Source organism: Marinobacter sp. B-12 (genome assembly GCF_056857915.1).
Map to the genome: position 1 here is coordinate 125,643 of NZ_JBSXOB010000062.1, position 24,132 is coordinate 149,774.

Consider the following 24,132-nt stretch of genomic DNA (forward strand, 5'->3'; position numbering starts at 1 on the left):
AACTATTAACATTTGTGTGGGTGTCGTGTACAGTGGCCTTAATATCAACGGGAACCATCCATACCCATGGACACAAAGAGACGTACCATGACCCCGGAAGAGGAAGCGATTGAAGGGTTGAAACTGGCGGCCGGCGCCGGTGTGTTTATTCTGATCCTGGCCAGCATTTTATTGCTCTGGTAGCCGCCAGTCGCCGCTAGGGCCTTCCGTGGCGGCTCAACCCCCACAGGAAGTAGACGCCACCAACCAGCGCAGCCAGCAAGCCCGCCGGCAACTGGTTAGGGAAGACCACAATGCGCGACAGGTAGTCCGCCAGGGCCAACAGAAGGCCGCCCACCAACCCGGCCACGATCAGTTGCCTGCCAACGGTTTGCTGCCCCAGTACCCTGGCCAGGTGCGGTGCGATCAGGCCCACGAAACTCAGAGGGCCAATCACCACCGTAGCCGACGCAGTCAGTACCGCGGCAAGCAGCAGCAACAGCAGGCGGGCTTTGGTGACCGGAAGCCCGAGAGACGATGCTGAAGTATCTCCCAGGGGCAAGAGCGTCAGGGGCCGCACAATCAGCGCCAACAGGCCGCAGATGAGAACGATGAATCCCAGTAGGCCAAACGCTTCGGTTTCAGAGACCAGCCAGGTGGAACCGTACATCCAGTTCAGCAATTGCGAAGCGACGGTGCCGCCGGAGGCCATGACCAATCTCAGCCCCGCATCCATGAATACATACAGGGCCAGGCCGCCCAACAGTAGCTGGTTACCAGCGAATTGATGCTTGCGGGCCAGGAGAATCAATAACCCAAGTGCGCCGGCAGCACCTAGGGTTGCAGCGCCAAGCTGCCCGGCCCGGCCCACATCTGCGCCGGTGAGCACGATCAGAACCATGGCCAGCGCGGCGCCCCCGCTGATGCCCAGCATCTCCGGGCTTCCCATGGGATTCCCTGTCATCCGCTGAATCAGCGTGCCGGCGAGCCCCAATGCGACCCCAGCGAGCATGGCCGCCAACAGGCGCGGGCCGCGCCACACCCAGGCGTCGTCCCATTGAGTGACAGGCGTCCAACTCCAGCCATCCAGGCCCGGGGACCAACCCATGGAAACGGCCACGGTAATTGCGATCAGCCCGGCCACGATACTGCTGACCAGTAAAGGCGCGCGTCGCCGGGGCTGGAAGCCTGCAAGGTTGGATTCCTGCCCGGGCATGTGATGGGTGTTTCTGAAACCCTGTAATGCCAGCAGGATTATGGGGCCGCCAATGAGGGCCGTGGTGGTTCCCGTGGGCACCAGAGAGCCATCGCCCCAGGTTGAAGCCCAATGCGCCAGGGTATCTGCCAGAAGTAATAGCCCGCCGCCCATGAGCGTGCTCCACAGGATGCGACTGGCGAATGTACGTGCGCCCAGCAAACGTGCCAGTACTGGCGCTGCCAGCCCCACAAAGGCCACGACACCCACCCGGCTGACAACCGTTGCCGTCATCAGTACCACCAGGAACAGAGCCAATGCTCGAATAAGCCCGACCCTGGCGCCCAGTGAACTGGCGGACGACTGCCCCAGTTGCAGCACCTGCAACGGGCGCATCAGCAGCAATATCAGCACCGAAATCACCAATACGCGGGGCCAGAGCTCCATGAACGGCCCCCAGTTGTTCTGTACCAGGGAGCCGGCGCCCCAGATGAAGAGATTGCCCAGCCACTCACCCTTGAGCAGCAGAAAGGCCATGTTAAGGGCACCCAGGAAGAAGGTGATGACAAGGCCAGCAAGGATCACCGTGACGGGTGAGAAGCCAAGCCGCCACGTCAGGGCGATGACCATACCGATGGCAATCAGGCCACCGGCAATGGCCACCAGATCCGGACTGAAGGCCAGCAACCCGGGCGCGAACAGTGTGGCAACGGTCACCCCGAATTGGCCACCCGCTTCCACACCGAGCGTGGTGGGCGAAGCCAGCGGGTTACCCAGCACCTGTTGGGTAACAGCCCCGGCCAGCCCCAGGCCGCAGCCAATCAGAATGGCGATGGATACACGCGGTGCCCAACTGAAGTGAGCCAGAATCGATGAATAATTATCCGGATTGAAAGCCCAGAACGCTGACAACACGGCACCGGCATCCAGTTGGTTGAGCCAGGGAGCAGCGCTGGCAAGTAACGCTCCGAGCCAGAGGAGTATGGCGGCGATGGGCAGCCTGGCGGGCATAACCGGCCGGGAGGCAGGCATGCCGGAGGTGCTAGCGTACATTATCAGAGCCTCCTGCCAGCAAGCTCTCTGTCAGCATGGTGGCCAGCCGTTTCACCGGAAAAACACCGCCAAACGGCCAGATGGCGCCGATCTCATAAACCTGGTGGCGGTTGACCGCCGGCAAGTGTGTCCAGAACGGACTGCTGGCCAGGGTGTCAGCAAGCCCGGGGGCGGTGGGCGAAATCACTACGATACGGCTGTCTTCATAGGGGGCAATGGACTCCAGGCCGACCACTGAAAAGCCCCAGAAGTTGCCTTGACGAGGCCAGGCGTTTTCCAGCCCGAGGGCACTCAGGGCACTCTGGTAAAGACCGTTGGGGGCGTAAATACGAACGTGGCGGGCGTCCATGAAATTGACCAGAGCAATCGGCCGTTCTGTCAGTCCCGCCGCTTCCAGTCGGCGGCGTTGCGTTTCCAGAGTGGCGCCGATGTCCGTCAGAATCGATTCGGCGCGATTCTCGCGGCCCAGCATCTCGCCAAGGGTGGTCAGCATGTCACTGGCTTTCTCGAAGGGTTGGCTGCCTTCTTTGTAAACGCTGATGACGTAAGTCGGGGCGATACGCTCCAGCAGTTTTGCGGCGGGCGCCATTTCCGAACTCGTCACGATCAAGTCCGGTTTCAGTTCGGCAATGGCTTCCAGGCTGGGCGCGACTCGGGTGCCGATATTGGGAACATCCTCGGGAAGCTTTGGCTCCTTCACCCACACGTCGTAGCCATCCCGGTCAGCGACGCCGACGGGCGTTACGCCGAGCAACAGCAACGCCTCTGTGGCGGCCCAATTCAGGGCAACAACCCGCTCAGGTTGATCGTCCAGGGTGAGGGTGCCGCCTTCATGCTGCCAGGTGCCGGCGCTGGCAGGCAGAGACAGGGCACCAATGAAAATCATGGCTATCAGGGTTCTGGCGACACACTCAGTGGACATACGAAACCCACTGGTCGGGCGCCCGCTCCATTACACCCATTGGTACACCGTAAATGGATTCCAGGGTTCCCGAATCCATGATGTCGCGCGGGCTGCCGTCCGCAATCAATCGACCGCCCTTAAGGGCCACCAGGCGGTCGCAGAAGCGAGCGGCCAGGTCGACATCGTGCAGTACCACAATCACGGTCAGCTCACGCTCTTCGGCCAGACGGTGCACCAGGCGCAGGGTTTCCACCTGATGCTTTACGTCCAGGGCGGAAATCGGCTCGTCCAGCAGCAGGCAACGGGTTTGTTGAGCCAGCAGCATGGCAATCCAGGCGCGCTGGCGTTCCCCGCCGGAAAGCGTGTCCACGGAGCGGTGCTGGAAGTGGTCGAGCCCGGTATCGTGTATGGCCTGGTCGATGAACTGGTGGTCTTCGCTGTTGTAGCGACCAAGCGGTCCACGCCAGGGATAACGCCCCAGGGCAACCAGTTCCCGTACGGTGAGGCCGTCGGTGCCCGGTGGATGCTGCGGCAGGTAACCGACCGTACGGGCGAATTCCCGCGCGCCGGTGGTCCGGAATGAGCTGCCAAGAAGGCTTGTATTGCCCGAAGAGGGCGGCGTCTGGCGGGCCAGCACTTTCAATAACGTGGACTTGCCGGAGCCATTGTGGCCGAGCAGGGCAGTGACCTCGCCTTCACGAAACTCGATGTTAATGTCGTTAAGGATGGCAGCGTCACCAATGTGCACGCCCAGGCTGGATACTTCGAAGAACGCAGACATGCAGGCTCCCATGGGTCTGAGGGCCTGCAGAATAATCTAAATGCGAATTACTATCAATATGCGCTTGGCAGTGCGTGATTGGCTATGTATGCCTGGTTGTCACGCCTGACCGGTCTGTACGCGCCATTGCGCGGAATAGGGGCCGTTGTTCTCCAGCAGTTCCTCATGGCGGCCGGATTCCAGAATGCGCCCGCCGGCTACCACGGCAATGGTATCCGCATCCACAATGGTGGACAGCCGATGCGCGATCATGATCACGGTGCGATTGTGCCCGATCCGTTTCAGGGAGCGCTGTATGGCTGCCTCGGTTTCGTTGTCCACGGCACTGGTGGCTTCATCGAGCACCAGGATGGGAGGATCTTTCAACAGCGCACGGGCCAGTGACAAGCGCTGGCGCTGGCCACCGGACAGCCGAACCCCGCGTTCACCCACGGCGGTGGCCAGCCCATCCGGCAGTGCCTCGATGAATGACCAGGCCTCTGCGGTTTTGGCTGCCTCGAAAATCTGTTCGTCACTGGCACCGGGGGAGCCGTAAGCGAGATTGTCACGGATGCTGCCTTCAAACAGGTACACGTCCTGGCTGACCAGGCCGATGGCCTCCCGCAGGGATTTCAGACTGACGGACTGGATGGGCTGGCCGTCAATGCGGATCTGGCCGCCCGCAGGATCATAGAAACGCAACATCAGCTTGATCAGTGTGGACTTGCCGGAGCCCGTCGCCCCGACCAGTGCCAGGGTGTTTCCGGCCGGGACCGATACAGAAATGTCATCAATACCGGCACCACTGGAGGGGTAGTGGAAGCTCACACCCTCGAAGGTGACTTCGCCCTTCACCGGCTGTTCCAGTGTTTGGCCGGAATCGTCCCGCACGCGAACCGGCTCAGCCAGCAAGTCCAGAATGCGACGGGTGCTGGCCATAGCCCGTTCAAACAGGTCGATCACTTCCGCAAGGCCGGTCAGAGGCCACAGCAGGCGTTGCGTCAAAAACACCAGCACGCCGTAAGCGCCCACATTCAGTGAGCCTTCCAGGGCCATCATGCCGCCCACGGTAAAGGTGGCCAGGAATCCCGCCAGGATGGCCATGCGGATCACCGGAATAAACGCGGAGCTGATACGAATGGCCCGGCGGTTGGCATCCACATAGGCTTCACTGCTGGCTTTCAGCCGCTCTGCTTCCCGGTTCTCGGCCGTGAAACTCTTGATGGTGGCAATGCCGCCCAGGTTGTTGGCCAACCGGCTGGACAGGTCGCCGACCTTCTCACGCACGTCGGCGTATAGTGGGCCAGCCTTGCGCTGGAAGTAGAACGCCCCCCAGATAATCAGCGGAATGGGCGTAAACGCCAACAGGGCAATGAGTGGCGACAACACGAAAAACACAGCTCCCACGGCAACGACGGTCACCACCACCTGAATCATGGCGTTGGCGCCGCCATCCAGGAAACGCTCCAACTGGTTGACGTCGTCGTTCATGGTGGCGACCAGTTGCCCGGAGCTGCGGGCTTCAAAGAAGCTCATGTCCAGCTTCTGGGCATGCTCGTAGGCGTCTTGCCGCAGGTCGGACTGCAGGCGCTGGGCAAGGTTGCGCCAGAGGATCTGGAACAGGTACTCGAAAATGGATTCGCCAGCCCAGATGAAGAAGGTAAGGACCGCAAGAATGGTGATCTGCTCCTGGGCAGTCTCGAAGCCCAGGCCGGCCACGAAGCTTTCTTCTTTGTTCACCACCACGTCGATGGCGATACCAATCAGGATCTCCGGCGCGATATCGAACAGCTTGTTGATGATGGAACAGGTGGTGGCGGCAATGATCTGGCGGCGGTAACTGCGGGCGTATTTCAGCAGTCGGCCCAAGGCGGCAAAGCTGCTGGTGGTGTGGGGGGATGACTGTGTCATGGTTCGCTCCGCTTGCGCCAGAAAGCGGCAAGGGTAGCGGATTTATGTGTCGGTTCAAAGAGAATCATTATCAGGAAGCCCCGCCAAAGCGCGGGGAACCTTCAGCTACAGAATCTCCACGCCCTCACATTTATATCGACCTACCAGGGTGTCTTCCTGCAAAACCTCTCCGTCCAGATTGAAACAGAACAGCCAGGTTTCCGTGTGGTCGCCGATTTCCACGCTTTTCAGACCGACGCACTCGTTGGGATAGCCCGGAATGACTTTGAATGAGGAAATTCCCCGTTCCGGTACTCGTTCGCCAATCGTGAGTGTGCGTATGTTGCTGAAATTCTCATCGGCGATAACCAGGGTATTGGCACCGCGCTCCCGCTCGTCAACCGGTTCATCAAAGGGTTCCGTCGAAATCTTGCGGGGGAAGAACAGCCATTCCTTACGATAGGGGTGCCATTCCGAGGCCTCGTGGATCACATAGCCGTCCGGCCCGATTGCCAGGGCATCGCGCATGCGCTGATAGTTCTCACGCCAGTCGATGCTGCTCAGTGCGTACTGTCGGTCCAGCACTTTGATCCATTCTTCCTGGGGCTTTTTGCCGTGGCTGCCGACAATCATGTGGTCGCCTTTTAAGGTAGCCCACTCGCTTTTAAAGCCCTTGAACTTCTCGTCCCCGCTGCCGGTCATCAGAATATGGCGGGGAACGAGCTGGTTCTGGTTACGGATCTCGCACACCAGGCCGGTGCGGTCGTCAAAGGTGACCAAGCGCTGGCCGAAATGCACCAATTCGGAGAATTCCGCGCCTCGGCCGCCTTCCGCAATCAGACTGATCAGGTGGTGTTCGCCGCCTTGATCCTCGGGTATTTCTTCCAGGCGATAACGGACTTTTCCGCTGTCCGGGTGCACGTCACGATAAAGCTTGTCGTACCGAAGAGTGGACTTCCAGGCGGTCTGGCCGTCGCCCAGTTCCACCTGGGAGGCATGATCTTCGTCCGTAATGATGGCGAGGGTGTACTCACAGGTGCCTTCGCCGTAGCGCTCAAGGCGGGCCAAATCGGCGGGTTTCTGGCTCATGATCGTCCTCCCGGCTGACGGTAAATGGCTAATCCATACCCTGAACGACTGTCTGCGTGATTGCCAGTCCGTCCGATTACCGTTTTTTATTTTTCTGCAGCCAGCGGTCGAGCTTATCGGCGAATTCTTTGCGGTCGGTCTGGCTGAAGGGTGCCGGGCCACCGGTAACCTGGCCGGCGTTGCGCATTTCCTCCATGAAGTTGCGCATGGCCAGGCGCTGGCGGATATTCTCCTTGGTGAAAGCCTGGCCGCGCGGGTTGAACACGTCCGCGCCTTTTTCGATGGCTTCGGCGGCCAAGGGGATGTCCTGGGTGATCACCAGGTCACCTGTCTCCATCTGGTCGATGATGTCGTTGTCGGCCACGTCGAAGCCTTGGGGTACTTGCCGGCGCTTGATGTAGGGGCTCGGGGGCAGGTTAATGGCGTGGTTGGCAATGAAGGTGGTATCGACCTGCCAGCGGGTGGCGGCGCGGCAGAGGATTTCCCGAATGGGCACGGGGCAGGCGTCGGCGTCGACCCAGATTGGCATGGTTGGTTCCTTTGTTGGTTTGGCGCTGAGTGAAGTTTACCTTCTGTTGCCGTGAGCCTGATAGGTTTCAATCACGTATGACTTGGTAGGTTTCTGTATTGAAAAAGGGAGGCGTTGGTCATGACCGGTCGGTTTTTTCTGATAGCGATTCTGAGCGTGTTCCTTTCATCACCGGTGGCTGCCGCTGACAATGAGTCAGGGGCTTGGAGCGCGCTTCGCGAGGGGCGGGCGGTATTAATGTTGCGACACGCCCTGGCACCGGGAACCGGCGACCCTGCCAACTTTGATGTCGACGATTGCAGCACGCAGCGAAACCTGAATGCCGAGGGCCGCGAGCAGGCGAGGGCGTGGAAACCCTATTTGGTGGAGCATGGCATTGAACAGGCGCGGGTGTTCAGCAGTCAGTGGTGCCGTTGTATGGACACCGCTACCGGGATGGGTATGGGGGAGGTGACGGAGTGGCCATCGCTGAATTCGTTTTTCCGGAATCGCGACAAGGCCGACATGCGGACCAAGCAGACCATTGCTATAGTGAACGGCATGGAGCCCGGGCCGCCGATGGTACTGGTATCACACCAAGTCAACATCACGGCTTTGACCGGTATATACCCCTCGTCGAACGAGGGGGTGGTGATTGCACTGCCGTTGTCGGATAACCCGACGATACTGGCGAGGGTGTCACCGACGGATTAGTCGGTTTAGCGGTTCGCGTTCAGCACCTGGCGCTCCAGCTCAGCCGCCAGGGGCGGTTCGAGCTTCAGGGCGCTGGCCAGTTGGTCCAACCAGGCGCGTTCCATAGGGTTCTGGTCGTCAATCATGGCAACGCTGACCACGTAGATTTCCCGGCTGGCCTGGGGGGAATCCGCGTTGCGGGCCAGGGTGTTGGCGTCGAGTGGTGCGTCAAATTGCTGCTGTATCCAGGCGTGGAGTTCGTCGTCCGGGCCCAGGTTTTCGATTTCCTGGGTCAGCATCGCACGTTCATTATTGTCAACGTGGCCATCGGCCCTGGCCGCCATGATCATGGCCTGAAGTATTTCCAGCCCGCGCTGTTCCTGGGCGCTACCCTGGAGTTGTTCCAGTGGCTGGCCTTCCTGGGCGTTGTTTGCTGGCGTTGCAGCCTGGCTGGACGATTGCGATTGGTAATTCTGATAGGCCTTCCAGGCGAGAACGCCAACGCCGGCCAGGGCGCCGTATTTTAACGCCGTTCCCCCCATTTTTCGGCCACGCTTCGAGCCCACCATGAGCCCAAGGGCACCACCGCCGAGCAGGCTCTTAACATCAATGCCACCACTGCCAGAGCCTTTGGAACCGCCGCCCTTGAACTGCGACGCCAGCTCGCCAACCATACGGTTGACGTCGGTTCCACCACTCTTGCCGGGCTGGCCCTGGCCGCCCGAGGCCTGCTTCATCAACTGGTTAAGAATGTTCATGGCGTTCATCTGTGCACTCCTGGTCCGGTTGTAAAGACCCGCAAACAACCGTCGACCTGTTCAACTGGCCTTTAGACGTGGGAGGTCGTACACCTCCTGTCCGCTCAGTTGAAGGTATTTCTGAATCACCAACAGTGCAATAGTCTGTTCCATTTGTTGGTCATAAAACTTTGTAACATACCGGTTGGCGTTGGCGATGATCGCCTCCGCTTCCTCGGGGTGCTTCTGGTAGTAGCCAATTTTCTCTGGCAGGTCGGAATGGTCATCCGCCAGTTCCACGTAGTGGTAACCGGGCACCAGTGCGCCTTCCATAAACCAGGTTTCGAAACGGGGTCGGCGCATCAGACACAGGGAGTTGGAGGCCATGATCCACTTCAGGTTCGTCGCCACATCAATGCCTTCCACGCTCACCACGAACTGATGTTGCAACTGTTCCTCAATGCTCATGAAGGGCTTGTGGTAGGGCTGGGCCTCGGGTTCCTTGTGGTGGGTGCAGCCAATATCGCACAAGGGGTGGTCCATAAAACGGTTGGCGAACTCGATACGGTGCTGGCGGTTGGACTTGCCGCGCCAAACCGCGATGGGCTTCTTCTGGCGAAATGGGGTTAGGTCCTCAACAAATTGGTAATGCCGAACCGAGTTGAGTTTGAGTAATACTGAATTGCGATTGGTGGCATCGCGGTGAATGGGCCGACTTTTCACAAAGCGTGGCTCATCGGGAATCTCGGTGATGTCTCCGAACTGGTAATCCACTTTGCGGTCACGGGGCAAGCACTGGATCAGGTTGCGAAAATCGAAGCAGTAGGCGCTACTCTTACCGGCAAAGTTAAAGTCGCCGGCGCGTTCTGCGGACAAGGGCAGCCTGAACGGTGAAGACATTCGGTTGTAGTAGGCAACCCGGGCGTCGATGGCGGCCTTGCGTTCGGGTATTTCTGCCTCGTAGGCTGACATCAGCAGATCGCACTGGCGCTGCCAGTAAGCTCGGGGAACTAGGGAGCGTACTGCATTCCCGGAGTAGTAACCCAGTTTGTGCAGGTTCTTGGAAAAATTGTCACCGACTCGCATCGTTGTCACCGGACGTTGGTTGAGACGCCCCTACCGTAGCGGGGCAAGGTTCAAGGAAATGTCAGGTAAACATCAATAAAACATCAAAGTGTGTCAGGAGGATTAAATGAGTGAGCGGTCTTCACAGTCCCTGCCGCCGGTACTGGCCGGGCCCGTTCTTCGGCACACGACTTTCAACCGGCTCACGCTCTGGCTGGTCGGCTCTTGTGCGCTCTCTCTGAGATTGCGCCTGTATCTACAGGGCGCGGATGAGCCATGGATGGATCGGGTGCTGACAGAGAAAGACGTCACCCGGGTGCGGTTCGGCACCTCTGCCTACCTGTATTTGATCGATGTGGAAACGGATGATGCCTTACCGGTGAATACCCGAATCGGCTACGACCTGGGTGTGTTGGCTGAAGCGTCAGACGCCAGGGGCAGCAAGGAATCCTGGATACGGGATTGGGCGCCTCACCTGTGCCTGCCCGATACAGATCGCCCCGATTTTAGCCTTCGGGAACGACTGGACCGTCTCGCCCATGGCTCCTGCCGGAGGCCACATTCGGCCGCTGCTGACGGGTTGGTGAGAGTGGACGAATCCCTGTTGGAGGCCCAGGGCGACATCGCCGAGAGGCCAGCATTGTTGTTGATGACCGGCGACCAGATTTACGCCGACGACGTGGCTGGCCCCATGCTGCGGGCCATACACCACCTTATCGACCGTTTGGGTTTGTATGAGGAAACGCTCACCGGCGGCTCGGTCAGCGATAGCAAAAGCCTACGGGAAAACGCAGACACCTACTTCCACCGGGAAAAGCTGCTCCCGGATGTGCGTAGCAATGAAGCGCTGATTGAGCGATTCTTTGGTGGCGTACGCAAACCGGTGTTCACCACCGCCAGTGCCCATAACCACCTGATTTCTTTCAATGAAGTGATGGCCATGTACCTCTTGATGTGGTCACCTGTGTGCTGGGAGCTTGTTGAACTGGACCAGCCCGCATTGGCTTCCGAGGACGTCACCGTTTTTCAGGACCAGCGGGCCGCCATCGATGACTTCGTCGCTGGTTTGCCACGAGCTTCCCGGGCGCTGGCGCACCTGCCCACTTACATGATCTTTGACGATCACGACGTGACGGACGACTGGAACCTGTCTGCCCTTTGGGAAACCACCACCTATGAACACCCGTTTTCCAGACGCATCGTTGGCAATGCCCTGGTGGCTTATCTGTTGTGTCAGGGGTGGGGCAACAACCCCGATGCGTTTGATGACATCATGCCCGCCATCAAGGAGCTGGCCGGCTCGGCGGAGCAGGGCGGCGTGCTCGACCAAACCGGGCAGGACCAATTGATTGATGCTTTGTTGCAGTTCCAGCAATGGCACTACACCCTGCAAACGTCACCTAAAGTGGTGGTGCTGGATACCCGCACCCGCCGATGGCGAAGCGAAATCAACCGGGCGCGGCCTTCCGGCCTGCTGGACTGGGAGGCGTTGACCGAATTCCAGCAGGATGTGATGGGCGAAGAAGCTGTTATTGTGGTGTCGCCCGCGCCCATGTTTGGCGTAAAGCTGATCGAAGCCATCCAGAGTGTGTTCACTTTCTTCGGCAAACCCCTGGTGGTGGACGCTGAGAACTGGATGGCCCACCGTGGCGGCGCCAACGTGCTGCTCAATATCTTCGGACACTCACGCACACCCGAAACCTTTGTAATTCTCTCGGGTGACGTACATTACTCCTTCGTCTACGATGTTCGACTGCGGCACCGGCCGGAACGGCCCAGAATCTGGCAGATCACCAGCAGTGGCATCAAGAACGAATTCCCTCATACCCTTTTGGAGTGGCTGGATAGGGTCAATCGCTGGTTGTACGCGCCCTGGTCACCGCTGAACTGGTTTACCAAGCGCCGGCGCATGCGAGTGAGCCCCAGGCTGCCCGATGGGCGCGATGCCGGTGAACGGCTGTGGAACAACGCCGGCATCGGCCTGGTGGAGCTGGATGAAACTGGTGCTCCAACCGACATCCAGCAACTGAATTCACGTTCTGGCGGTACACGGTTCCTGAAACCGGAACGCCACGGCCCTGACGACGCCCATTGAAACAACCATTGATGAGGTAAAAAGGAATATGAACCCACTCAAAAAACTGGCCGCCAGCGCCCTGATCGCCTGCAGTACCCTGATCGTCACTCCGGCCTTCGCCCATGATCACGCCTCAGACACCTTGACCATCAACCACCCCTGGAGCCGCCCGACTCCCCCCGGTGTGCCCATGGGCGTTGGCTATATGGTGATTACCAACCACAGCGAAAAAGACATCACCTTCACCAGCGCCACCACACCACGCGCAAAGAACGTTTCCATCCACGAAAGCACCATGACCGACGGCACCATGAGCATGCGGCCCCTGAAAAACGGTCTGATCATCCCCGCTGGCAAAACTGTGGAACTCAAACCCCACAGCTACCACCTGATGCTGGAAAAGCTGGATGGGCCGCTGAAGGAAGGGGAGCGCGTGCCGCTAACGATGACTTTTAACGGAGCGGACGAGATGGATGTACTGCTACAGGTGGCGCCTCTGGATGGGGACATGAAGATGGAAGATAATGAAATGGAGCATTCCGGGCACTAACCGATGTGGGCAAGAGTATTGCGATCAAGTTCGTATAACAGGCTGTCAGGCAGAAAGCATGAAATAGGCGGCGCGATCCAGCGCTTTGGCCTTGATCTCCTTGTGCAACAACACCTCGCTCTCTTGTCGAGGATGCAGACAAATGGGGGCTCACCTTCGGGAGCTGTCCCTGGGATTTCAGGCATTCTTAGAACTGCTTGAAAACAGGGGATTACCCACTCAGCAGGCCTATTTGATGACGAACAAAAATAATATCTGTACCGATATATGCATTGTGGGGGGCGGTCCGGCCGGAATCATGCTTGGCTATCTACTCGCCCGTTCGGGCGTGGAAGTCATAGTGCTGGAAAAACACTCGGATTTCCTTCGCGATTTTCGTGGTGACACGGTGCATCCCTCGACGCTGGAAGTGCTGAATGACTGCGGCCTTAAAGATAAGTTCGATGCAATACCACAGCATCACATTCAAGACGCAGCCTTCCATATCGGGACCGAAGTGCTACCCCTGATGGACTTTCGTGGTCTTAAACCGTTTGATTATCTGGCGTTGGTACCGCAATGGGATTTTCTGAATTTTATGGCAAAGGAGGCGAAGCAATACGCGTCATTCCAACTGCTTGTTGACTGTGAAGTGACCAGCGTAATTATAGAGTCCGGTGTTTTTAATGGAGTAATGGCAACGACTCCAGCCGGAGCACTGGAAGTTCGTGCTGCTCTTGTCGTCGGTTGTGATGGACGGCACTCCACAGTAAGAAAAGCCCTCGACCTCAAAGTCACGGATCTGGGGGCGCCCATGGATGCTCTCTGGTTTAGATTGCCGCGAGAGGATACCGATGCCGGTGGTTTAGAGGCGGTGCTAGGAGCCGGTCATATGATGGTCATGATTGATCGGCGCGATTACTGGCAAATCGCCTACGTGGTGCCCAAAGGCAGCGACGCGGAACTTCGGGAACAGCCGATTTCAGAGTTTCGTCGCCTTGTCGCATCGCTGGCCCCCGAGCTAAAAGCGCGGTGCGATTCCATTCAATCATGGGATGAAGTAAAAACGTTAGTCGTGGGCGTTGATCGCCTTGAGCGCTGGCATGTTCCGGGTGCATTACTGATCGGCGACGCCGCGCATACCATGTCGCCCATTGGTGGTGTTGGAATAAATTTAGCGATTCAGGACGCCGTTGCAGCCGCAAACGTAATCGCAAAAACGCGGCGCGAGAACAGGCCACTCGATAAAAATGCCCTCTCCGAGGTGCAGCGTCGTCGGGAAAAACCGACGAAACGCCTGCAAACACTCCAGATTATCGCGCAAAATCGAGTGGTTTCCGGCACCCTTGAATCTACCAGGGAACTTCCCAAGATACCGCCTCTTGTGCGCTGGTTATCTCGATTCAGGCGCTTCAGAAATATTCCTGCAAAGATTGTTGGCTATGGGTTTGGCCGAGAGCGGGTGGATAGAAGTAATTTCAAGTTCTGAGCAAGCGTGCTCTAACAAATTTGGAGTGGGGCGTTTGTGGAGATGTAAGTTGTAGAGCGACGCTGTAACACCAGCGACCAAGAAAGCCCCGGAGTGATGAGCTTCGGGGTTTTTTGTGGCCAGCGTGACCTTTTTGTATGTAATGCTAGAGTGGTATGAGCCGGCGGAACAAGGTTTGGGAGTGGATTCCGACCTTCGGCCTCCACCGGGCGGCGTTTTCTCCGCTTCGCTACGCAAAGGCCGCCGCTGAATATTGGCGTTGAGGCTGTAGAAAAAGCCCGAGGTTTTTGGGTTAATGTTCTTACGTGAAATCTGCGGAAAATTTCGGGGGAAGAAATGCCCCGGAGTTTTGTTCTCAGCCTCACCAGAGCGAAATGAATTCAGTCTTTGGGAGCCGTAATGATTGTAAAACGCATAGTTACCAACATAGCGGCAGAACCCCCTCAGAAGCAGAGAAATTCTACTCGGCTATTTTTGGACTGAAGGTCGTGATTACAGCATGAGTAATCGTTGGGGATGCTCTAATGGTTCGCTCCGTGTTGGATGCCGGGAGAGAGCCCCAAGTTTCCCAGAATAGCGCCTTTTTGTAGTTAAAAATTAAACAACTTGTGGTCATAGAAGAAAGGGGCCGTGGTTTTCTTCAGCCTCGTTACGATTTTGGAGTAGCGACGTGAAACTCAAGGAACTTTTAGAAGAGCTCGAGAAGCTAGGTAAAGAGAACGATGCGTCGGTAGAACAGAAGGATCGCAAGTATCTCAACATCACGAAGGATACCGGGGAGTTCTTGGCGGTATTGATAAAAGCTGGTGCAGTGAGACAGGTTCTGGAGATTGGAACGTCTAACGGTTACTCCACTTTGTGGATAGCATCTGCGCTACCAGAGGATGGACATGTGACCACTCTGGAAGTGTCTCCGTTCAAGATTAGCAAGGCCAAAAGCAACTTCAAGCGTGCCAATCTCGATCATAAGATCACCGTGGTACAAATGGGCGCCGTCGATTATCTTGAGCAAGCTAGCCACCTGTTTGATCTGGTTTTCCTTGACGCCGATCGCGCAAGTTACATACAAGTTGCTGACCAAATCGTTTCTCTCGTTCGGCCCGGGGGCATTCTGGTGTGTGACAACGCGGTTTCGCATGCTGAGGAATTGAGGGAATTCATTGACTTTGTCAACAGCACTGGCGGGTTTACCACCACTACTGTGCCCGTTGGCAAGGGTGAGTTCGTGGCGTGTAAAAAAAACATAGCCATGCCAGGTGGTTCAAACAGTCTAGCTACGGAATGTTATCCAATTGGAACGGAGGCACGGATGAGATCCATTGCAACGTCACTCATGTTTGTTGGAGAGCAGGCAGGGAAAGCCGAGGAAGCCATCAGGTTCTATACCTCGCTATTTGTTGGTTCAGAGATCGTCGATATTCAACGTTACCAGGCCGGCGAGCATGAACCAGAAGGGTCTGTGAAGATGGCGAAGTTTAAGATAAACGGTCGAGAGTTTATGGCGCTCGACAGCCACCTCGATCATCAATTTACGTTTACGCCCTCCATGTCACTGTATGTTGAGTGTGAATCGCTGAGCGAAATTGAGGAGATCTTTAGAGCCTTGATAGAAGGTGGCTCAGAGCTGATGCCGTTGGATAACTACGGTTTTAGCCAGAAATTTGGGTGGTTGAATGATTGCTATGGTGTGTCTTGGCAGCTCAACCTGTCGAACGAGTGTGTGGGAGAATCAGACAATGGCCACAAGTAAACAGCCACTACCGGAAGTCGTTTCTGCGGACCAGTGGAAAACAGCGCTGGATCAGCTTCTTGTAAAAGAGAAGGAGTTAACCCGGGCACGGGATGCGCTGAACGCTGAGCGTAGGAGGTTACCGATGGTGAAGGTAGCCAAGCACTACACGCTCCAGGGAGAAAATGGCGCAGTGTCCCTACTCGATTTGTTTGAAGGGCGCCGTCAGCTCATTGTCTATCATTTCATGTTTGCCCCGGATTGGGACGCTGGCTGCGACGGTTGCTCCTGGTTGGTAGATGCCATGACACACCCGGCCCACCTGCATGCTCGCGATACGTCGTTGGTTATGGTGTCACGCGCACCAAGGGAAAAGCTCACGCAATACAGGTCGCGGATGGGATGGACGGCGCCTGTTCCATGGTATTCGTCTTACGAGAGCGACTTTAACGTCGATTTCGGCGCAACCACAGATAGCGGTGAAAGGCACGGTGCCAGTGTTTTTATTCGCGACGGAGATGACATCTACCGCACCTACTATACGGGTGCGCGTGGCGTCGAATATCTCGGCAGTCTTTGGACATACCTGGACTTGACCCCCTTTGGTCGTCAGGAAACCTGGGAAGACTCTCCGGAAGGCTGGCCGCAGACGGAGCCCTATGTATGGAATCGCCGCCACGACGAGTACGACGTCTGACAACTCATAGCAAGGAAAGACGATATGAGCACGAATTCCGCATCTTATCCTATCGGTACGCCCGGCATTCCCTGGGGTGAGGTGGAACGCGCCGAGTGGTTGTCACAACAGACCCGTCAACGCAGCTACCAGTCTGATGTGGTGAGCGTGATTGAACGCCTGCGTTCACGCTTCGATGTGGAAGCATATGGCCATCTGGATTATGGCGCCGACGGTTATCTGCTGATGGCGATTCGTAGCCGCGACTGGCGTGACGATTTGCCAGTCGTGCTGATAACAGGCGGGGTACACGGCTATGAAACCAGCGGTGTACACGGCGCGTTGCAGTTCGTTGATCAGCATGCGGCGGATTACGCGGGGCGTGTCAATCTGTTGGTCGCGCCGTGCGTCAGCCCTTGGGCATACGAGCGCATCCATCGCTGGAACCCGAACGCGGTCGACCCGAACCGTTCGTTCTGTGATGACGGTTTGGCGGAGGAGTCGGCGGCACTTATGCGACTGGTGTCCCCCGTTCGCGATCATGCATTGATGCATATCGACCTGCACGAGACCACCGACACCGACGAAACGGAATTCCGCCCGGCACTCGCTGCCCGAGACGGCAAGCCGTTCGAGCCGGGTGGCATTCCCGACGGCTTCTATCTGGTCGATGACAGCGAGAGCCCGCAGCCTGAATTCCAGCAGGCGTTAATCGAGGCGGTGGAGCAGATCACGCATATTGCTCCGGCTGATGGTAACGGCGAGATTTTCGGCTCACCGGTCGCCGCTCGGGGGGTCATTCAGTATCCGCTCAAGCAACTGGGCCTGTGCGCCAGTATCACCAGTGCTCCCTACAGGACCACCACCGAGGTCTATCCCGACAGCCCACGTGCAACCCCTGAGCAATGCAATGCCGCGCAGGCGACCGCGGTGTGTGCGGCGCTCGACTACGCATTGGCGCACCAGTAGGGACGGGCAGTTGACAAGGCCGCAAGCGCAATCAGAGAGCGTTCTGCCGGGCCACCTGCACGCGCCAGACCCCGGTTAGAACCAGTCCCATGGCAAAGATATCGAGCCCCCTGATGTCCTCGCCAACAAATACGGCACCTATGATCAGAGCGACAACGGGCGGGATGTAGGTAACGCCTGACGCCGCAATCGCGCCCATTTGATTCACTAGAAAATAATAGATGATATACGCCACACCGGTACCCAGGATGCCCAGCCCGAGAATGAGGCCAAGCATGGCTTTTGTATCACCGAATACCGGAGCAATGCCGCCAATATCGGTTATCAGCAACAACATAACCAAAGCCGTTCCAGTCTGGTAAGTGGCTAAAGCCATGGGGTTAAGCATTAGTGGTTTGACGAATTTGCGTGCATAGACAAAGGACAGACCGACACTGAGAGCACCGCCAACCATATAGAGCACGCCTTCCAGGCTAATCTGGTCCGGCCCCGCATGCCATGGTTTAGCAATCAGTACTACGCCCGCAAAGCCGAGCAATGTGCCGCTGACAGAGTGAACGTTGACTGGCTCCCCCCCGCAGGAAAATCAAGGCAGCAAGAAAGGTAAACAGGGGGATTGATCCGCTGAGCATTCCTGCAACACTTGAAGGCAGTAAACCAGTGCCCTTTGCGAAAGCAAAGTAGTAGAGCGCAGTGGCCAGCAGGGCCATTGCGATGAAGTGGGGCCAGTGCCGCAGGTGCGCCCAGGCAAGGGATTTTGTCAAAAAAGCTACGAGCACCAGGGGAATAAAACCAAAGACTACCCGAAGCATGGTGATCTGGGTTGGGGTGATAAAATCTGCAGCCCACTTCATAAAAATGAAATTGCTACCCCAAATCACGCCAAGTGCAATGAAAGCAAGAAAAGTGGTCTTTTGCTGCATTTTGGTATCCCTTGTTTATCCACTGACAGCCTATTCGCTGGTGATCTACAGACTGCATTTTTCATGAGCTCTCTACCAATGAGATTTATTTGTGCTAGCCTGTAGAAAAACTACAGTCAAAATATTCCTTTATGCTTCCAGGCCTTAATGCATTGCGTGTTTTTGAGTCAGTTGCCCGGCATCAGAACTTCCGGCTTGCCGCCGAAGAGCTCCACTTGACGCAAAGTGCTGTTGCCCAGCGCGTCAGGCGGCTTGAGTCAGATCTGGGCACGATTCTGTTTACCCGGCAGCCACGTGGCCTTCTGCTGACCGCACAAGGCCAGACCTACCACCAGTCAGTTCAGGCGGGGTTGGCTGTTATTGATGAGGCCACCCGGGCGCTCACAGCAAAGACGCAGCATTTGGTGATGAGTGTCCCACCGTCGTTTGGCTCAAAGTGGCTGCTGCCTCGAATGGATGAGATCCGGGGAGCCTTTCCTGATATCGAACTGCGTATTACAGCTAGCGAAGCACTTGCGGGTTTTGGGGCGGACGGAGTGGACTTTGTAATCCGGTTTTCCAGTCCGCCATTCGACAAGGGGCTCCACGTGGAATGCATGGCGGCGGCGGAGCTTTGTGCCGTTGCGAGTCCGTCCTATGCCGCCGCCAATCCCGTCGTCCGTGGGCTCTCGGATTTGTCGCGCCACCGATTAATCGATGACGCTCACCGGAACTGGGAAAAACTGATACGCCACGCAAATCTGGGTGTTGCCGACAAGGTACTGAGATTCGAACAGACCAGCCTGGCCATCGATGCAGCTTTGGCGGGCCAGGGGCTGTGTATCGCGCCGCGAATTCTGGTAGAAGCTCATATTGCCAACGACGAGTTGCGGCTGTTGCATGAAATTGAAAAGCCTGACGACGAGGGATATTTTCTGCTCTATCCGGAAGGCCGGGATTTCGATCCGGGCAAGTGGGCCATTATCGATTGGCTGAAAGGGAAAATGGCCGGGTCGTTGCCTTAGAACCGTGTTCAGCCATAACTTTTGAACAGTGTGTCACCGAAGCAGGGCATAAACTCATTCTTCTGGAGGGGATGACGGCGGCCGAGTTCTGTTTAACGGCACCCTCGGTTTAGTCGATAGACAGCGAAAGATTTCCCGGTACAGGTAACACCAGTTGTTGATGGCCATGAGAATGTTGTTTCCTTCATTGTCATAGCTTCGCAGGTGAAGATCGACGTCGGATGTAGTCATACAGGAAGTCTATTTTATAGGCGTTGAGCAAGGTAACAACATGGCACCGACGATCAATTGCCGGTATCTACCGGGACTTTTTTCTCGCTACAACAGTTTCTCGCTACAACAGATTGGCGGACCTGGAATACGCAATCGATATACGGGTGATCAAGGCAGGGGCGTCAGGGCCGGAGGGTTTTGAAACTCTCCGGCCCGATGGTAATAGACGGAATTAAAGCCAGGTCAGGCCGGCGCTGATGATAATGCCGGTGACGATCAGCAGCATCAGGCAGTAGCCCATGATGTCTTTGGCTTTCAGCCCGGCAATGGCCAGCACCGGCAGGGCCCAGAAGGGTTGCAGGAGGTTGGTCCAGGCGTCGCCCCAGGCAACGCCCATGGCCACTCTCGGTATGTCAGCGCCAAGCTCTTGTGCGGCGGGTAACATAACTGGTGCCTGAACGGCCCACTGGCCACCGCCAGATGGCACGAATATGTTGACCACCCCGGCGCTGATAAAGCTCCAGAACGGCAGGCTTTCGGCGGTTGCGATGGACACAAACCCTGTTGAGATGCTTGCTGCCAGTCCGGAAGCTGTCATGACGCTCATGATGCCGGCGTAAAACGGAAACTGGATTACGATGCCCGCGCCGCCTTTCACGGCTTCATTCAGGCTGGCAAGCAGGCGTTTTGGAGTCTGGTGCAGGATGATTGCAACGAACAGAAACATGAAGTTCACGATGTTCAGGTTCAGCCCGCCACCCTCGATAAAGTATTGGAAAATGAATGCGATACCGCTGAATCCGATCAGCCAGGCAAGCGTTCTGCTGTTTTCCAGGTAGTCGGCAGGGCGATTGATAACAACGGAGGTGTCGGGCTCGTCGTCCAGGGTTTTAGGATCCGCGTACACGCTGTCCCTTTCGTCGGGTAGCATGAGGCGGTTAACTAGCGGCACAATAATAAAAAGTGCCGCGACGATGGCCAGGTTGAAGAACGCGAAGATCGTTTCGCTGGTACCGATAACGCCGATCACATCAGCTGTGAAGTGGTTCTCTGTGGCAATCGTCAGTGGGATAGAGCCTGCAAGCCCGCCGTGCCAGACAATGAACCCGGAATACGCGCTGGCGATCAGCAACGGATAGTGTACGCGGATTTGCCGGGCGAGGGCTTTGGCAAACAGCGCGCCGACCACCAGGCCAAAGCCCCAGTTGATCCAACTGGCGACCAGCGCGATGAAGGTAACCAGTACAATTGCCTGGCCCGGTGTTCTGGCAAGGCCTGCAATCCGGTTCAGGATGCCACGCACCAGTGGGGTGCTGGCCATCATGAAGCCGGTGACCAGTACCAGCAGCATTTGCATTGAGAAGGTCAGCAGGTTCCAGAAACCGTCCCCCCACATCTCTATTACCGCCATGGGGCTATGCCCCTGGAACACCATAGCGGCAACGAATGACAGCAGTGTCAGTATGATGACGAATAGGTAGGGATCCGGTAGGTATTTGTCTACCAGACTGACCATAGGTTTGGCTGCTCTGTCTAACACATTGTCCCCCAATATTTTTTTCAGCTTGTTTTGTTGCTGGCAAGCTAAACTAAAAGCCTGGGGTAGCACCAACTATCCTTTCGCCGTATTGCATTACTCGTTCATTGGGGGAGGGGGCACTCCCACCTTCGTCTATTGCTCCCAGATAGCCCGATTTCTATAATCAATCGTTGGTCCGCTGCCTGATAGCGGCACAGCGATCTACACAATCCCAATAAAAAGGAAAACCACATGTTGAAACGTCGCTCTCTTCTGGCTGCCGCAGCGGCTACCCTGCTGTTCAGTGCCGTTGCTCAAGCCGACTACAAGGATGAATACACCGTTTCCACCGTACTGCCGTCTGCGTTTCCCTGGGGCCAGGCTGCCGACAAATGGGTGGAGTTGGTGAAAGAGCGCTCGGACGGGCGTATCAACATGAAAATCTACAGCAACTCCCAACTGGTTTCCGGTGACCAGACCAAAGAGTTCTCGGCGATGCGCTCCGGGCTGATCGATATGTCGGTGGGGTCCACCATCAACTGGTCGCCTCAGGTGCCTGAGCTGAACCTGTTTTCCCTGCCTTTCCTGATGCCGGATTATGCCGCCATTGATGCGATTACCCAGGGTGAGGCCGGTGAGGCCATCTTTGCCGCGATCAAGAAACGCGGTGTCACCCCGCTGGCCTGGGGGGAGAACGGCTTCCGTGAGCTTTCCAACTCCAAGCAGACCATTGATGAACCGACCGATCTGGATGGCCTGAAAATCCGCGTTGTTGGTTCGCCGCTGTTCCAGGACACCTTCACGGCCCTGGGCGCCAATCCCACCCAAATGAGCTGGGCCGATGCCAAGCCCGCGCTGACCACCGGCGCTGTTGATGGCCAGGAGAACCCGCTGTCGGTCTTCGATGTGGCCCGTATCGATCAGGTTGGCCAGGAATATCTGACCCGCTGGCACTACATGGCAGACCCACTGGTGTTTGCGGTCAGCAACAGCATCTGGGACCAGTTCAGCTCGGAAGATCAGGCATTGCTGAAGCAGGCGGCGATTGATGCCGGCCAGTGGGAAATCGAGAAATCCCGTAGCGAGATCGACGCCACCCTGGCCGCCATCAAGGAACGTGGTGTGGAGGTCACCGAACTGACCGATGAGCAGCGTGATGCTTTCACGAAAGCCACTCAGTCCGTTTACGAAACATGGACGCCGCGCATTGGCGAGGATCTGGTCAAGCAAGCCCAGGAAGCGGTCGCTAGCCGCAACCAGTAAGAGCGATCTGTTCAGGCGCCCACCGTTGCCGGCGGGCGCTCTTTCCGAACCGGAGTTACCATGCCGTCCCGTCCTCCCAAATTCCAGCTCGATGCCTGGCTGGCTACCCTTGCCCTGGTTGCGATCTGCCTGATCAGTCTTGGCAATGTGATTGTGCGCTACGCGACCGATGCTTCTTTTGCGTTTACTGAAGAATTTTCGGTGTTCCTTCTTGTGGTGCTCACCTTTGCTGGCGCTGCGGTGGCTGCGCGACACAACCAACACATCCGCATCGAGCTGATAGAGCATTACCTGCCGCCCTGGGGGCAAAAGGTGGTCTTTGTGCTGCAATGGCTGGGCGGTGTGACGGTTCTGGGTGTCATGACATGGTATGGCAGCACCTTTGCCCTGCAGGAATACCAGTGGGAATCGCTGTCACCGGGGCTGGGCTTGCCTAACTGGATCTATGTGATGTGGCTGCCGCTGTTGTCCGTGGCCATCATCATCCGTATGACCCAGAACCTCGTGGACCGCCTACGCGGCAAGGAAGACCCGGAGGTAATCCATGAGTCCTGACGTGTTGATGATCGTCAGCTTCCTGCTGGCATTGTTGCTGGGTATGCCAGTGGCTATTGCGCTCGGGATGGGCGGGTTGGTCGGTATCGTGGCGGGACTGCCACCTGCAATGTTGGGCACGTTCGGTACCAACACCTATAACAGCGTCGCCAAATACCCGCTGATTGCGATTCCCCTGTTCATTCTGACCGGGCTGATTTTCGAGCGTGCGGGCGTAGCCGCTGCTTTGGTGCGGTTTGCCCAGTCGATCATCGGCCCTCGCCATGGAGGGCTAACTGTCGTTGCGGTGCTGGTGTGCCTGATCATGGGTGGCATGAGCGGTTCTGGCCCTGCTGATGCAGCCGCTGTCGCGATGGTGATGCTGCCGAGCATGCAGAAGGCCGGTTATCCGAAGCCGTTTTCAGCGTCACTAATTGCGGCCTCGTCGTCCACCGCAATCCTGATTCCGCCGTCCATTGCGTTGATTCTCTATTCCATCGTGGTGCCCGGCGTTGATCTGCGAGCGCTGTTCGCCGCCGGTATTTTTCCGGGCATTCTGGCCGGCGTGTCCCTGCTGGCGCCAGCGTTGTATTTCGCGAAGAAGTACCGTTGGGAAGACCCTGAAGCGGTCGAACGCCCTCCTTTCTGGCCAAGCTTCAAAGCGGCCTTGCCCGCGCTGTTTGCACCAGTGATCATTCTTGGCGGCCTGCGATCAGGCCTGTTTACGCCCACTGAGGCGGCCGTGGTGGCGGTAGCATACGGCGTGCTGGTTGGTTGTGTGTTGTATCGAAATCTGAGCCTGCGGAACCTCTGGGGGCTGATGACAGACGCCGCCGTTACCTCCGGTGTGGTGATGTTTATCATTGCGCTGGCGGGCATCTTCGCCTGGGCGGGGACAACGTTGGGTACTTTCCAGCACCTCGCGGATGCTTTGCTGTCGCTCTCTGAAAACGGCTGGGTGCTGTTGGGTCTGGTGATGGTCCTGGTGCTGATAGCCGGTATGCTTCTGGATGCCATCTCGATCTACCTGATCCTGATTCCGATTGTGTTGCCGCTGATGAATCATTTTGGCTGGAACCCGATCTGGTTTGGCATATTGCTGGCCATGAACATCGCCATTGGCCAGTTCACGCCGCCGGTTGCTGTTAACCTGATGGTGACCACCCGGATTGCCAATATTCGCCTGGAACATACCATAGGCTGGGCAATGGTCTTTGTGGCTGCGATGGCTGTCAGCCTGGTGCTGGTGATGTTGGTGCCAGGGATCGCGCTGTGGTTGCCGGAAAAGCTTGGCTATGTCGTGGGTTCATGGTAAATAACGCACCGCTACGCTT

General features: G+C 57.1%; 22 protein-coding genes and 1 pseudogene. 12 read left to right on the forward strand and 11 right to left on the reverse strand.

Annotation, left to right across the window (positions count from 1 at the left end):
- Window positions 1-196 precede the first annotated feature (196 nt).
- The 6 genes from fhuB to AC13D2_RS16850 form a co-directional block, all read right to left on the reverse strand.
- The gene (gene fhuB / locus AC13D2_RS16825) at window positions 197-2,227 is read right to left on the reverse strand and encodes a Fe(3+)-hydroxamate ABC transporter permease FhuB (protein ID WP_300493133.1); all 2,031 of its coding nucleotides are present in this window, start codon (window positions 2,225-2,227) and stop codon (window positions 197-199) included.
- A complete protein-coding gene (locus AC13D2_RS16830) occupies window positions 2,217-3,149 on the reverse strand; it encodes an iron-siderophore ABC transporter substrate-binding protein (RefSeq protein WP_292048252.1) in 933 nt (310 codons plus the stop codon). The genes fhuB and AC13D2_RS16830 overlap by 11 nt, the downstream gene beginning before the upstream one ends.
- On the reverse strand, window positions 3,139-3,912 hold the full coding sequence (locus AC13D2_RS16835; RefSeq protein ID WP_300493130.1) for an ABC transporter ATP-binding protein: 774 nt from the start codon (window positions 3,910-3,912) through the stop codon (window positions 3,139-3,141). The genes AC13D2_RS16830 and AC13D2_RS16835 overlap by 11 nt, the downstream gene beginning before the upstream one ends.
- 99 nt (window positions 3,913-4,011) lie before the next feature.
- Window positions 4,012-5,802, reverse strand: a complete 1,791-nt coding sequence (locus tag AC13D2_RS16840; RefSeq protein WP_292048255.1) for an ABC transporter ATP-binding protein — start codon at window positions 5,800-5,802, stop codon at window positions 4,012-4,014.
- 105 nt (window positions 5,803-5,907) lie between these two features.
- Window positions 5,908-6,870: a hypothetical protein gene (locus AC13D2_RS16845; protein WP_273063461.1), complete on the reverse strand. Its 963-nt coding sequence runs from the start codon at window positions 6,868-6,870 to the stop codon at window positions 5,908-5,910.
- 76 nt (window positions 6,871-6,946) lie between these two features.
- Complete coding sequence (locus AC13D2_RS16850; RefSeq protein WP_273063460.1) at window positions 6,947-7,399, reverse strand: YaiI/YqxD family protein; 453 nt, start codon at window positions 7,397-7,399, stop codon at window positions 6,947-6,949.
- Window positions 7,400-7,519: 120 nt separating this feature from the next.
- Between AC13D2_RS16850 and AC13D2_RS16855 the strand changes: the two genes are divergently transcribed.
- A complete protein-coding gene (locus tag AC13D2_RS16855) occupies window positions 7,520-8,092 on the forward strand; it encodes a histidine phosphatase family protein (RefSeq protein ID WP_273063458.1) in 573 nt (190 codons plus the stop codon).
- Window positions 8,093-8,097: 5 nt separating this feature from the next.
- Here the strand turns inward: AC13D2_RS16855 and AC13D2_RS16860 are convergent, their stop codons facing one another.
- Together AC13D2_RS16860 and AC13D2_RS16865 are read right to left on the reverse strand one after the other, a co-directional pair.
- The gene (locus tag AC13D2_RS16860) at window positions 8,098-8,838 is read right to left on the reverse strand and encodes a tellurite resistance TerB family protein (protein ID WP_300493125.1); all 741 of its coding nucleotides are present in this window, start codon (window positions 8,836-8,838) and stop codon (window positions 8,098-8,100) included.
- A gap of 51 nt (window positions 8,839-8,889) precedes the next feature.
- Window positions 8,890-9,894, reverse strand: coding sequence for a glycosyl transferase family 90 (locus tag AC13D2_RS16865; protein ID WP_273063455.1), 1,005 nt, complete (start codon window positions 9,892-9,894; stop codon window positions 8,890-8,892).
- A gap of 106 nt (window positions 9,895-10,000) precedes the next feature.
- Between AC13D2_RS16865 and AC13D2_RS16870 the strand changes: the two genes are divergently transcribed.
- The 7 genes and pseudogenes from AC13D2_RS16870 (at window position 10,001) to AC13D2_RS16900 (ending at window position 17,342) form a co-directional block, all read left to right on the forward strand.
- Window positions 10,001-11,968, forward strand: coding sequence for a metallophosphoesterase family protein (locus tag AC13D2_RS16870; protein ID WP_273063453.1), 1,968 nt, complete (start codon window positions 10,001-10,003; stop codon window positions 11,966-11,968).
- A 28-nt stretch (window positions 11,969-11,996) separates the two neighbouring features.
- Window positions 11,997-12,500 (forward strand): copper chaperone PCu(A)C, encoded by a 504-nt coding sequence (locus AC13D2_RS16875; protein WP_300493119.1) that lies wholly within the window; start codon window positions 11,997-11,999, stop codon window positions 12,498-12,500.
- Between the two features lie 142 nt (window positions 12,501-12,642).
- Entirely contained in the window at window positions 12,643-13,968 is a 1,326-nt protein-coding gene (locus tag AC13D2_RS16880; RefSeq protein WP_482938933.1) for an FAD-dependent oxidoreductase, read from the forward strand.
- A 670-nt stretch (window positions 13,969-14,638) separates the two neighbouring features.
- Window positions 14,639-15,100, forward strand: a pseudogene (locus AC13D2_RS16885) (O-methyltransferase); the annotation flags it as partial.
- A gap of 177 nt (window positions 15,101-15,277) precedes the next feature.
- Complete coding sequence (locus tag AC13D2_RS16890; protein WP_482938962.1) at window positions 15,278-15,718, forward strand: VOC family protein; 441 nt, start codon at window positions 15,278-15,280, stop codon at window positions 15,716-15,718.
- Complete coding sequence (locus tag AC13D2_RS16895) at window positions 15,705-16,394, forward strand: DUF899 domain-containing protein (RefSeq protein WP_292048422.1); 690 nt, start codon at window positions 15,705-15,707, stop codon at window positions 16,392-16,394. The genes AC13D2_RS16890 and AC13D2_RS16895 overlap by 14 nt, the downstream gene beginning before the upstream one ends.
- A gap of 24 nt (window positions 16,395-16,418) precedes the next feature.
- Window positions 16,419-17,342 (forward strand): M14 family metallopeptidase, encoded by a 924-nt coding sequence (locus AC13D2_RS16900; protein ID WP_300493106.1) that lies wholly within the window; start codon window positions 16,419-16,421, stop codon window positions 17,340-17,342.
- Between the two features lie 31 nt (window positions 17,343-17,373).
- Here the strand turns inward: AC13D2_RS16900 and AC13D2_RS16905 are convergent, their stop codons facing one another.
- Entirely contained in the window at window positions 17,374-17,796 is a 423-nt protein-coding gene (locus tag AC13D2_RS16905; RefSeq protein WP_300493103.1) for an EamA family transporter, read from the reverse strand.
- Between the two features lie 49 nt (window positions 17,797-17,845).
- Window positions 17,846-18,265, reverse strand: coding sequence for a DMT family transporter (locus tag AC13D2_RS16910; protein WP_300493100.1), 420 nt, complete (start codon window positions 18,263-18,265; stop codon window positions 17,846-17,848).
- 131 nt (window positions 18,266-18,396) lie between these two features.
- Between AC13D2_RS16910 and AC13D2_RS16915 the strand changes: the two genes are divergently transcribed.
- Window positions 18,397-19,269, forward strand: coding sequence for a LysR substrate-binding domain-containing protein (locus AC13D2_RS16915; protein WP_482938934.1), 873 nt, complete (start codon window positions 18,397-18,399; stop codon window positions 19,267-19,269).
- A gap of 445 nt (window positions 19,270-19,714) precedes the next feature.
- Here AC13D2_RS16915 and AC13D2_RS16920 read toward each other — a convergent pair whose 3' ends face one another.
- Window positions 19,715-21,022 (reverse strand): short-chain fatty acid transporter, encoded by a 1,308-nt coding sequence (locus AC13D2_RS16920; RefSeq protein WP_300493094.1) that lies wholly within the window; start codon window positions 21,020-21,022, stop codon window positions 19,715-19,717.
- A gap of 231 nt (window positions 21,023-21,253) precedes the next feature.
- On the opposite strand from AC13D2_RS16920, the gene AC13D2_RS16925 reads away from it, so the two are divergent.
- The 3 genes from AC13D2_RS16925 to AC13D2_RS16935 are packed head-to-tail and all read left to right on the forward strand — an operon-like array spanning window position 21,254 to window position 24,113.
- Entirely contained in the window at window positions 21,254-22,264 is a 1,011-nt protein-coding gene (locus AC13D2_RS16925) for a DctP family TRAP transporter solute-binding subunit (RefSeq protein WP_300493091.1), read from the forward strand.
- A gap of 60 nt (window positions 22,265-22,324) precedes the next feature.
- A complete protein-coding gene (locus AC13D2_RS16930; RefSeq protein WP_300493088.1) occupies window positions 22,325-22,819 on the forward strand; it encodes a TRAP transporter small permease in 495 nt (164 codons plus the stop codon).
- The gene (locus tag AC13D2_RS16935; protein ID WP_300493085.1) at window positions 22,809-24,113 is read left to right on the forward strand and encodes a TRAP transporter large permease; all 1,305 of its coding nucleotides are present in this window, start codon (window positions 22,809-22,811) and stop codon (window positions 24,111-24,113) included. The genes AC13D2_RS16930 and AC13D2_RS16935 overlap by 11 nt, the downstream gene beginning before the upstream one ends.
- Window positions 24,114-24,132: the final 19 nt, after the last annotated feature.

Excerpts from the sequence above, each read along its gene's own strand:
- AC13D2_RS16890 (WP_482938962.1), top strand. The coding sequence starts at position 15,278 with ATGAGATCCATTGCAACGTCACTCATGTTTGTTGGAGAGCAGGCAGGG.
- AC13D2_RS16880 (WP_482938933.1), top strand. The coding sequence starts at position 12,643 with ATGGGGGCTCACCTTCGGGAGCTGTCCCTGGGATTTCAGGCATTCTTA.
- AC13D2_RS16835 (WP_300493130.1), bottom strand. The coding sequence starts at position 3,912 with ATGTCTGCGTTCTTCGAAGTATCCAGCCTGGGCGTGCACATTGGTGAC.
- AC13D2_RS16860 (WP_300493125.1), bottom strand. The coding sequence starts at position 8,838 with ATGAACGCCATGAACATTCTTAACCAGTTGATGAAGCAGGCCTCGGGC.
- AC13D2_RS16930 (WP_300493088.1), top strand. The coding sequence starts at position 22,325 with ATGCCGTCCCGTCCTCCCAAATTCCAGCTCGATGCCTGGCTGGCTACC.
- AC13D2_RS16910 (WP_300493100.1), bottom strand. The coding sequence starts at position 18,265 with ATGCAGCAAAAGACCACTTTTCTTGCTTTCATTGCACTTGGCGTGATT.
- fhuB (WP_300493133.1), bottom strand. The coding sequence starts at position 2,227 with ATGTACGCTAGCACCTCCGGCATGCCTGCCTCCCGGCCGGTTATGCCC.
- AC13D2_RS16905 (WP_300493103.1), bottom strand. The coding sequence starts at position 17,796 with ATGGTTGGCGGTGCTCTCAGTGTCGGTCTGTCCTTTGTCTATGCACGC.
- AC13D2_RS16855 (WP_273063458.1), top strand. The coding sequence starts at position 7,520 with ATGACCGGTCGGTTTTTTCTGATAGCGATTCTGAGCGTGTTCCTTTCA.
- AC13D2_RS16865 (WP_273063455.1), bottom strand. The coding sequence starts at position 9,894 with ATGCGAGTCGGTGACAATTTTTCCAAGAACCTGCACAAACTGGGTTAC.
- AC13D2_RS16845 (WP_273063461.1), bottom strand. The coding sequence starts at position 6,870 with ATGAGCCAGAAACCCGCCGATTTGGCCCGCCTTGAGCGCTACGGCGAA.
- AC13D2_RS16895 (WP_292048422.1), top strand. The coding sequence starts at position 15,705 with ATGGCCACAAGTAAACAGCCACTACCGGAAGTCGTTTCTGCGGACCAG.
- AC13D2_RS16900 (WP_300493106.1), top strand. The coding sequence starts at position 16,419 with ATGAGCACGAATTCCGCATCTTATCCTATCGGTACGCCCGGCATTCCC.
- AC13D2_RS16875 (WP_300493119.1), top strand. The coding sequence starts at position 11,997 with ATGAACCCACTCAAAAAACTGGCCGCCAGCGCCCTGATCGCCTGCAGT.
- AC13D2_RS16935 (WP_300493085.1), top strand. The coding sequence starts at position 22,809 with ATGAGTCCTGACGTGTTGATGATCGTCAGCTTCCTGCTGGCATTGTTG.
- AC13D2_RS16870 (WP_273063453.1), top strand. The coding sequence starts at position 10,001 with ATGAGTGAGCGGTCTTCACAGTCCCTGCCGCCGGTACTGGCCGGGCCC.
- AC13D2_RS16840 (WP_292048255.1), bottom strand. The coding sequence starts at position 5,802 with ATGACACAGTCATCCCCCCACACCACCAGCAGCTTTGCCGCCTTGGGC.
- AC13D2_RS16915 (WP_482938934.1), top strand. The coding sequence starts at position 18,397 with ATGCTTCCAGGCCTTAATGCATTGCGTGTTTTTGAGTCAGTTGCCCGG.
- AC13D2_RS16925 (WP_300493091.1), top strand. The coding sequence starts at position 21,254 with ATGTTGAAACGTCGCTCTCTTCTGGCTGCCGCAGCGGCTACCCTGCTG.
- AC13D2_RS16830 (WP_292048252.1), bottom strand. The coding sequence starts at position 3,149 with ATGTCCACTGAGTGTGTCGCCAGAACCCTGATAGCCATGATTTTCATT.
- AC13D2_RS16850 (WP_273063460.1), bottom strand. The coding sequence starts at position 7,399 with ATGCCAATCTGGGTCGACGCCGACGCCTGCCCCGTGCCCATTCGGGAA.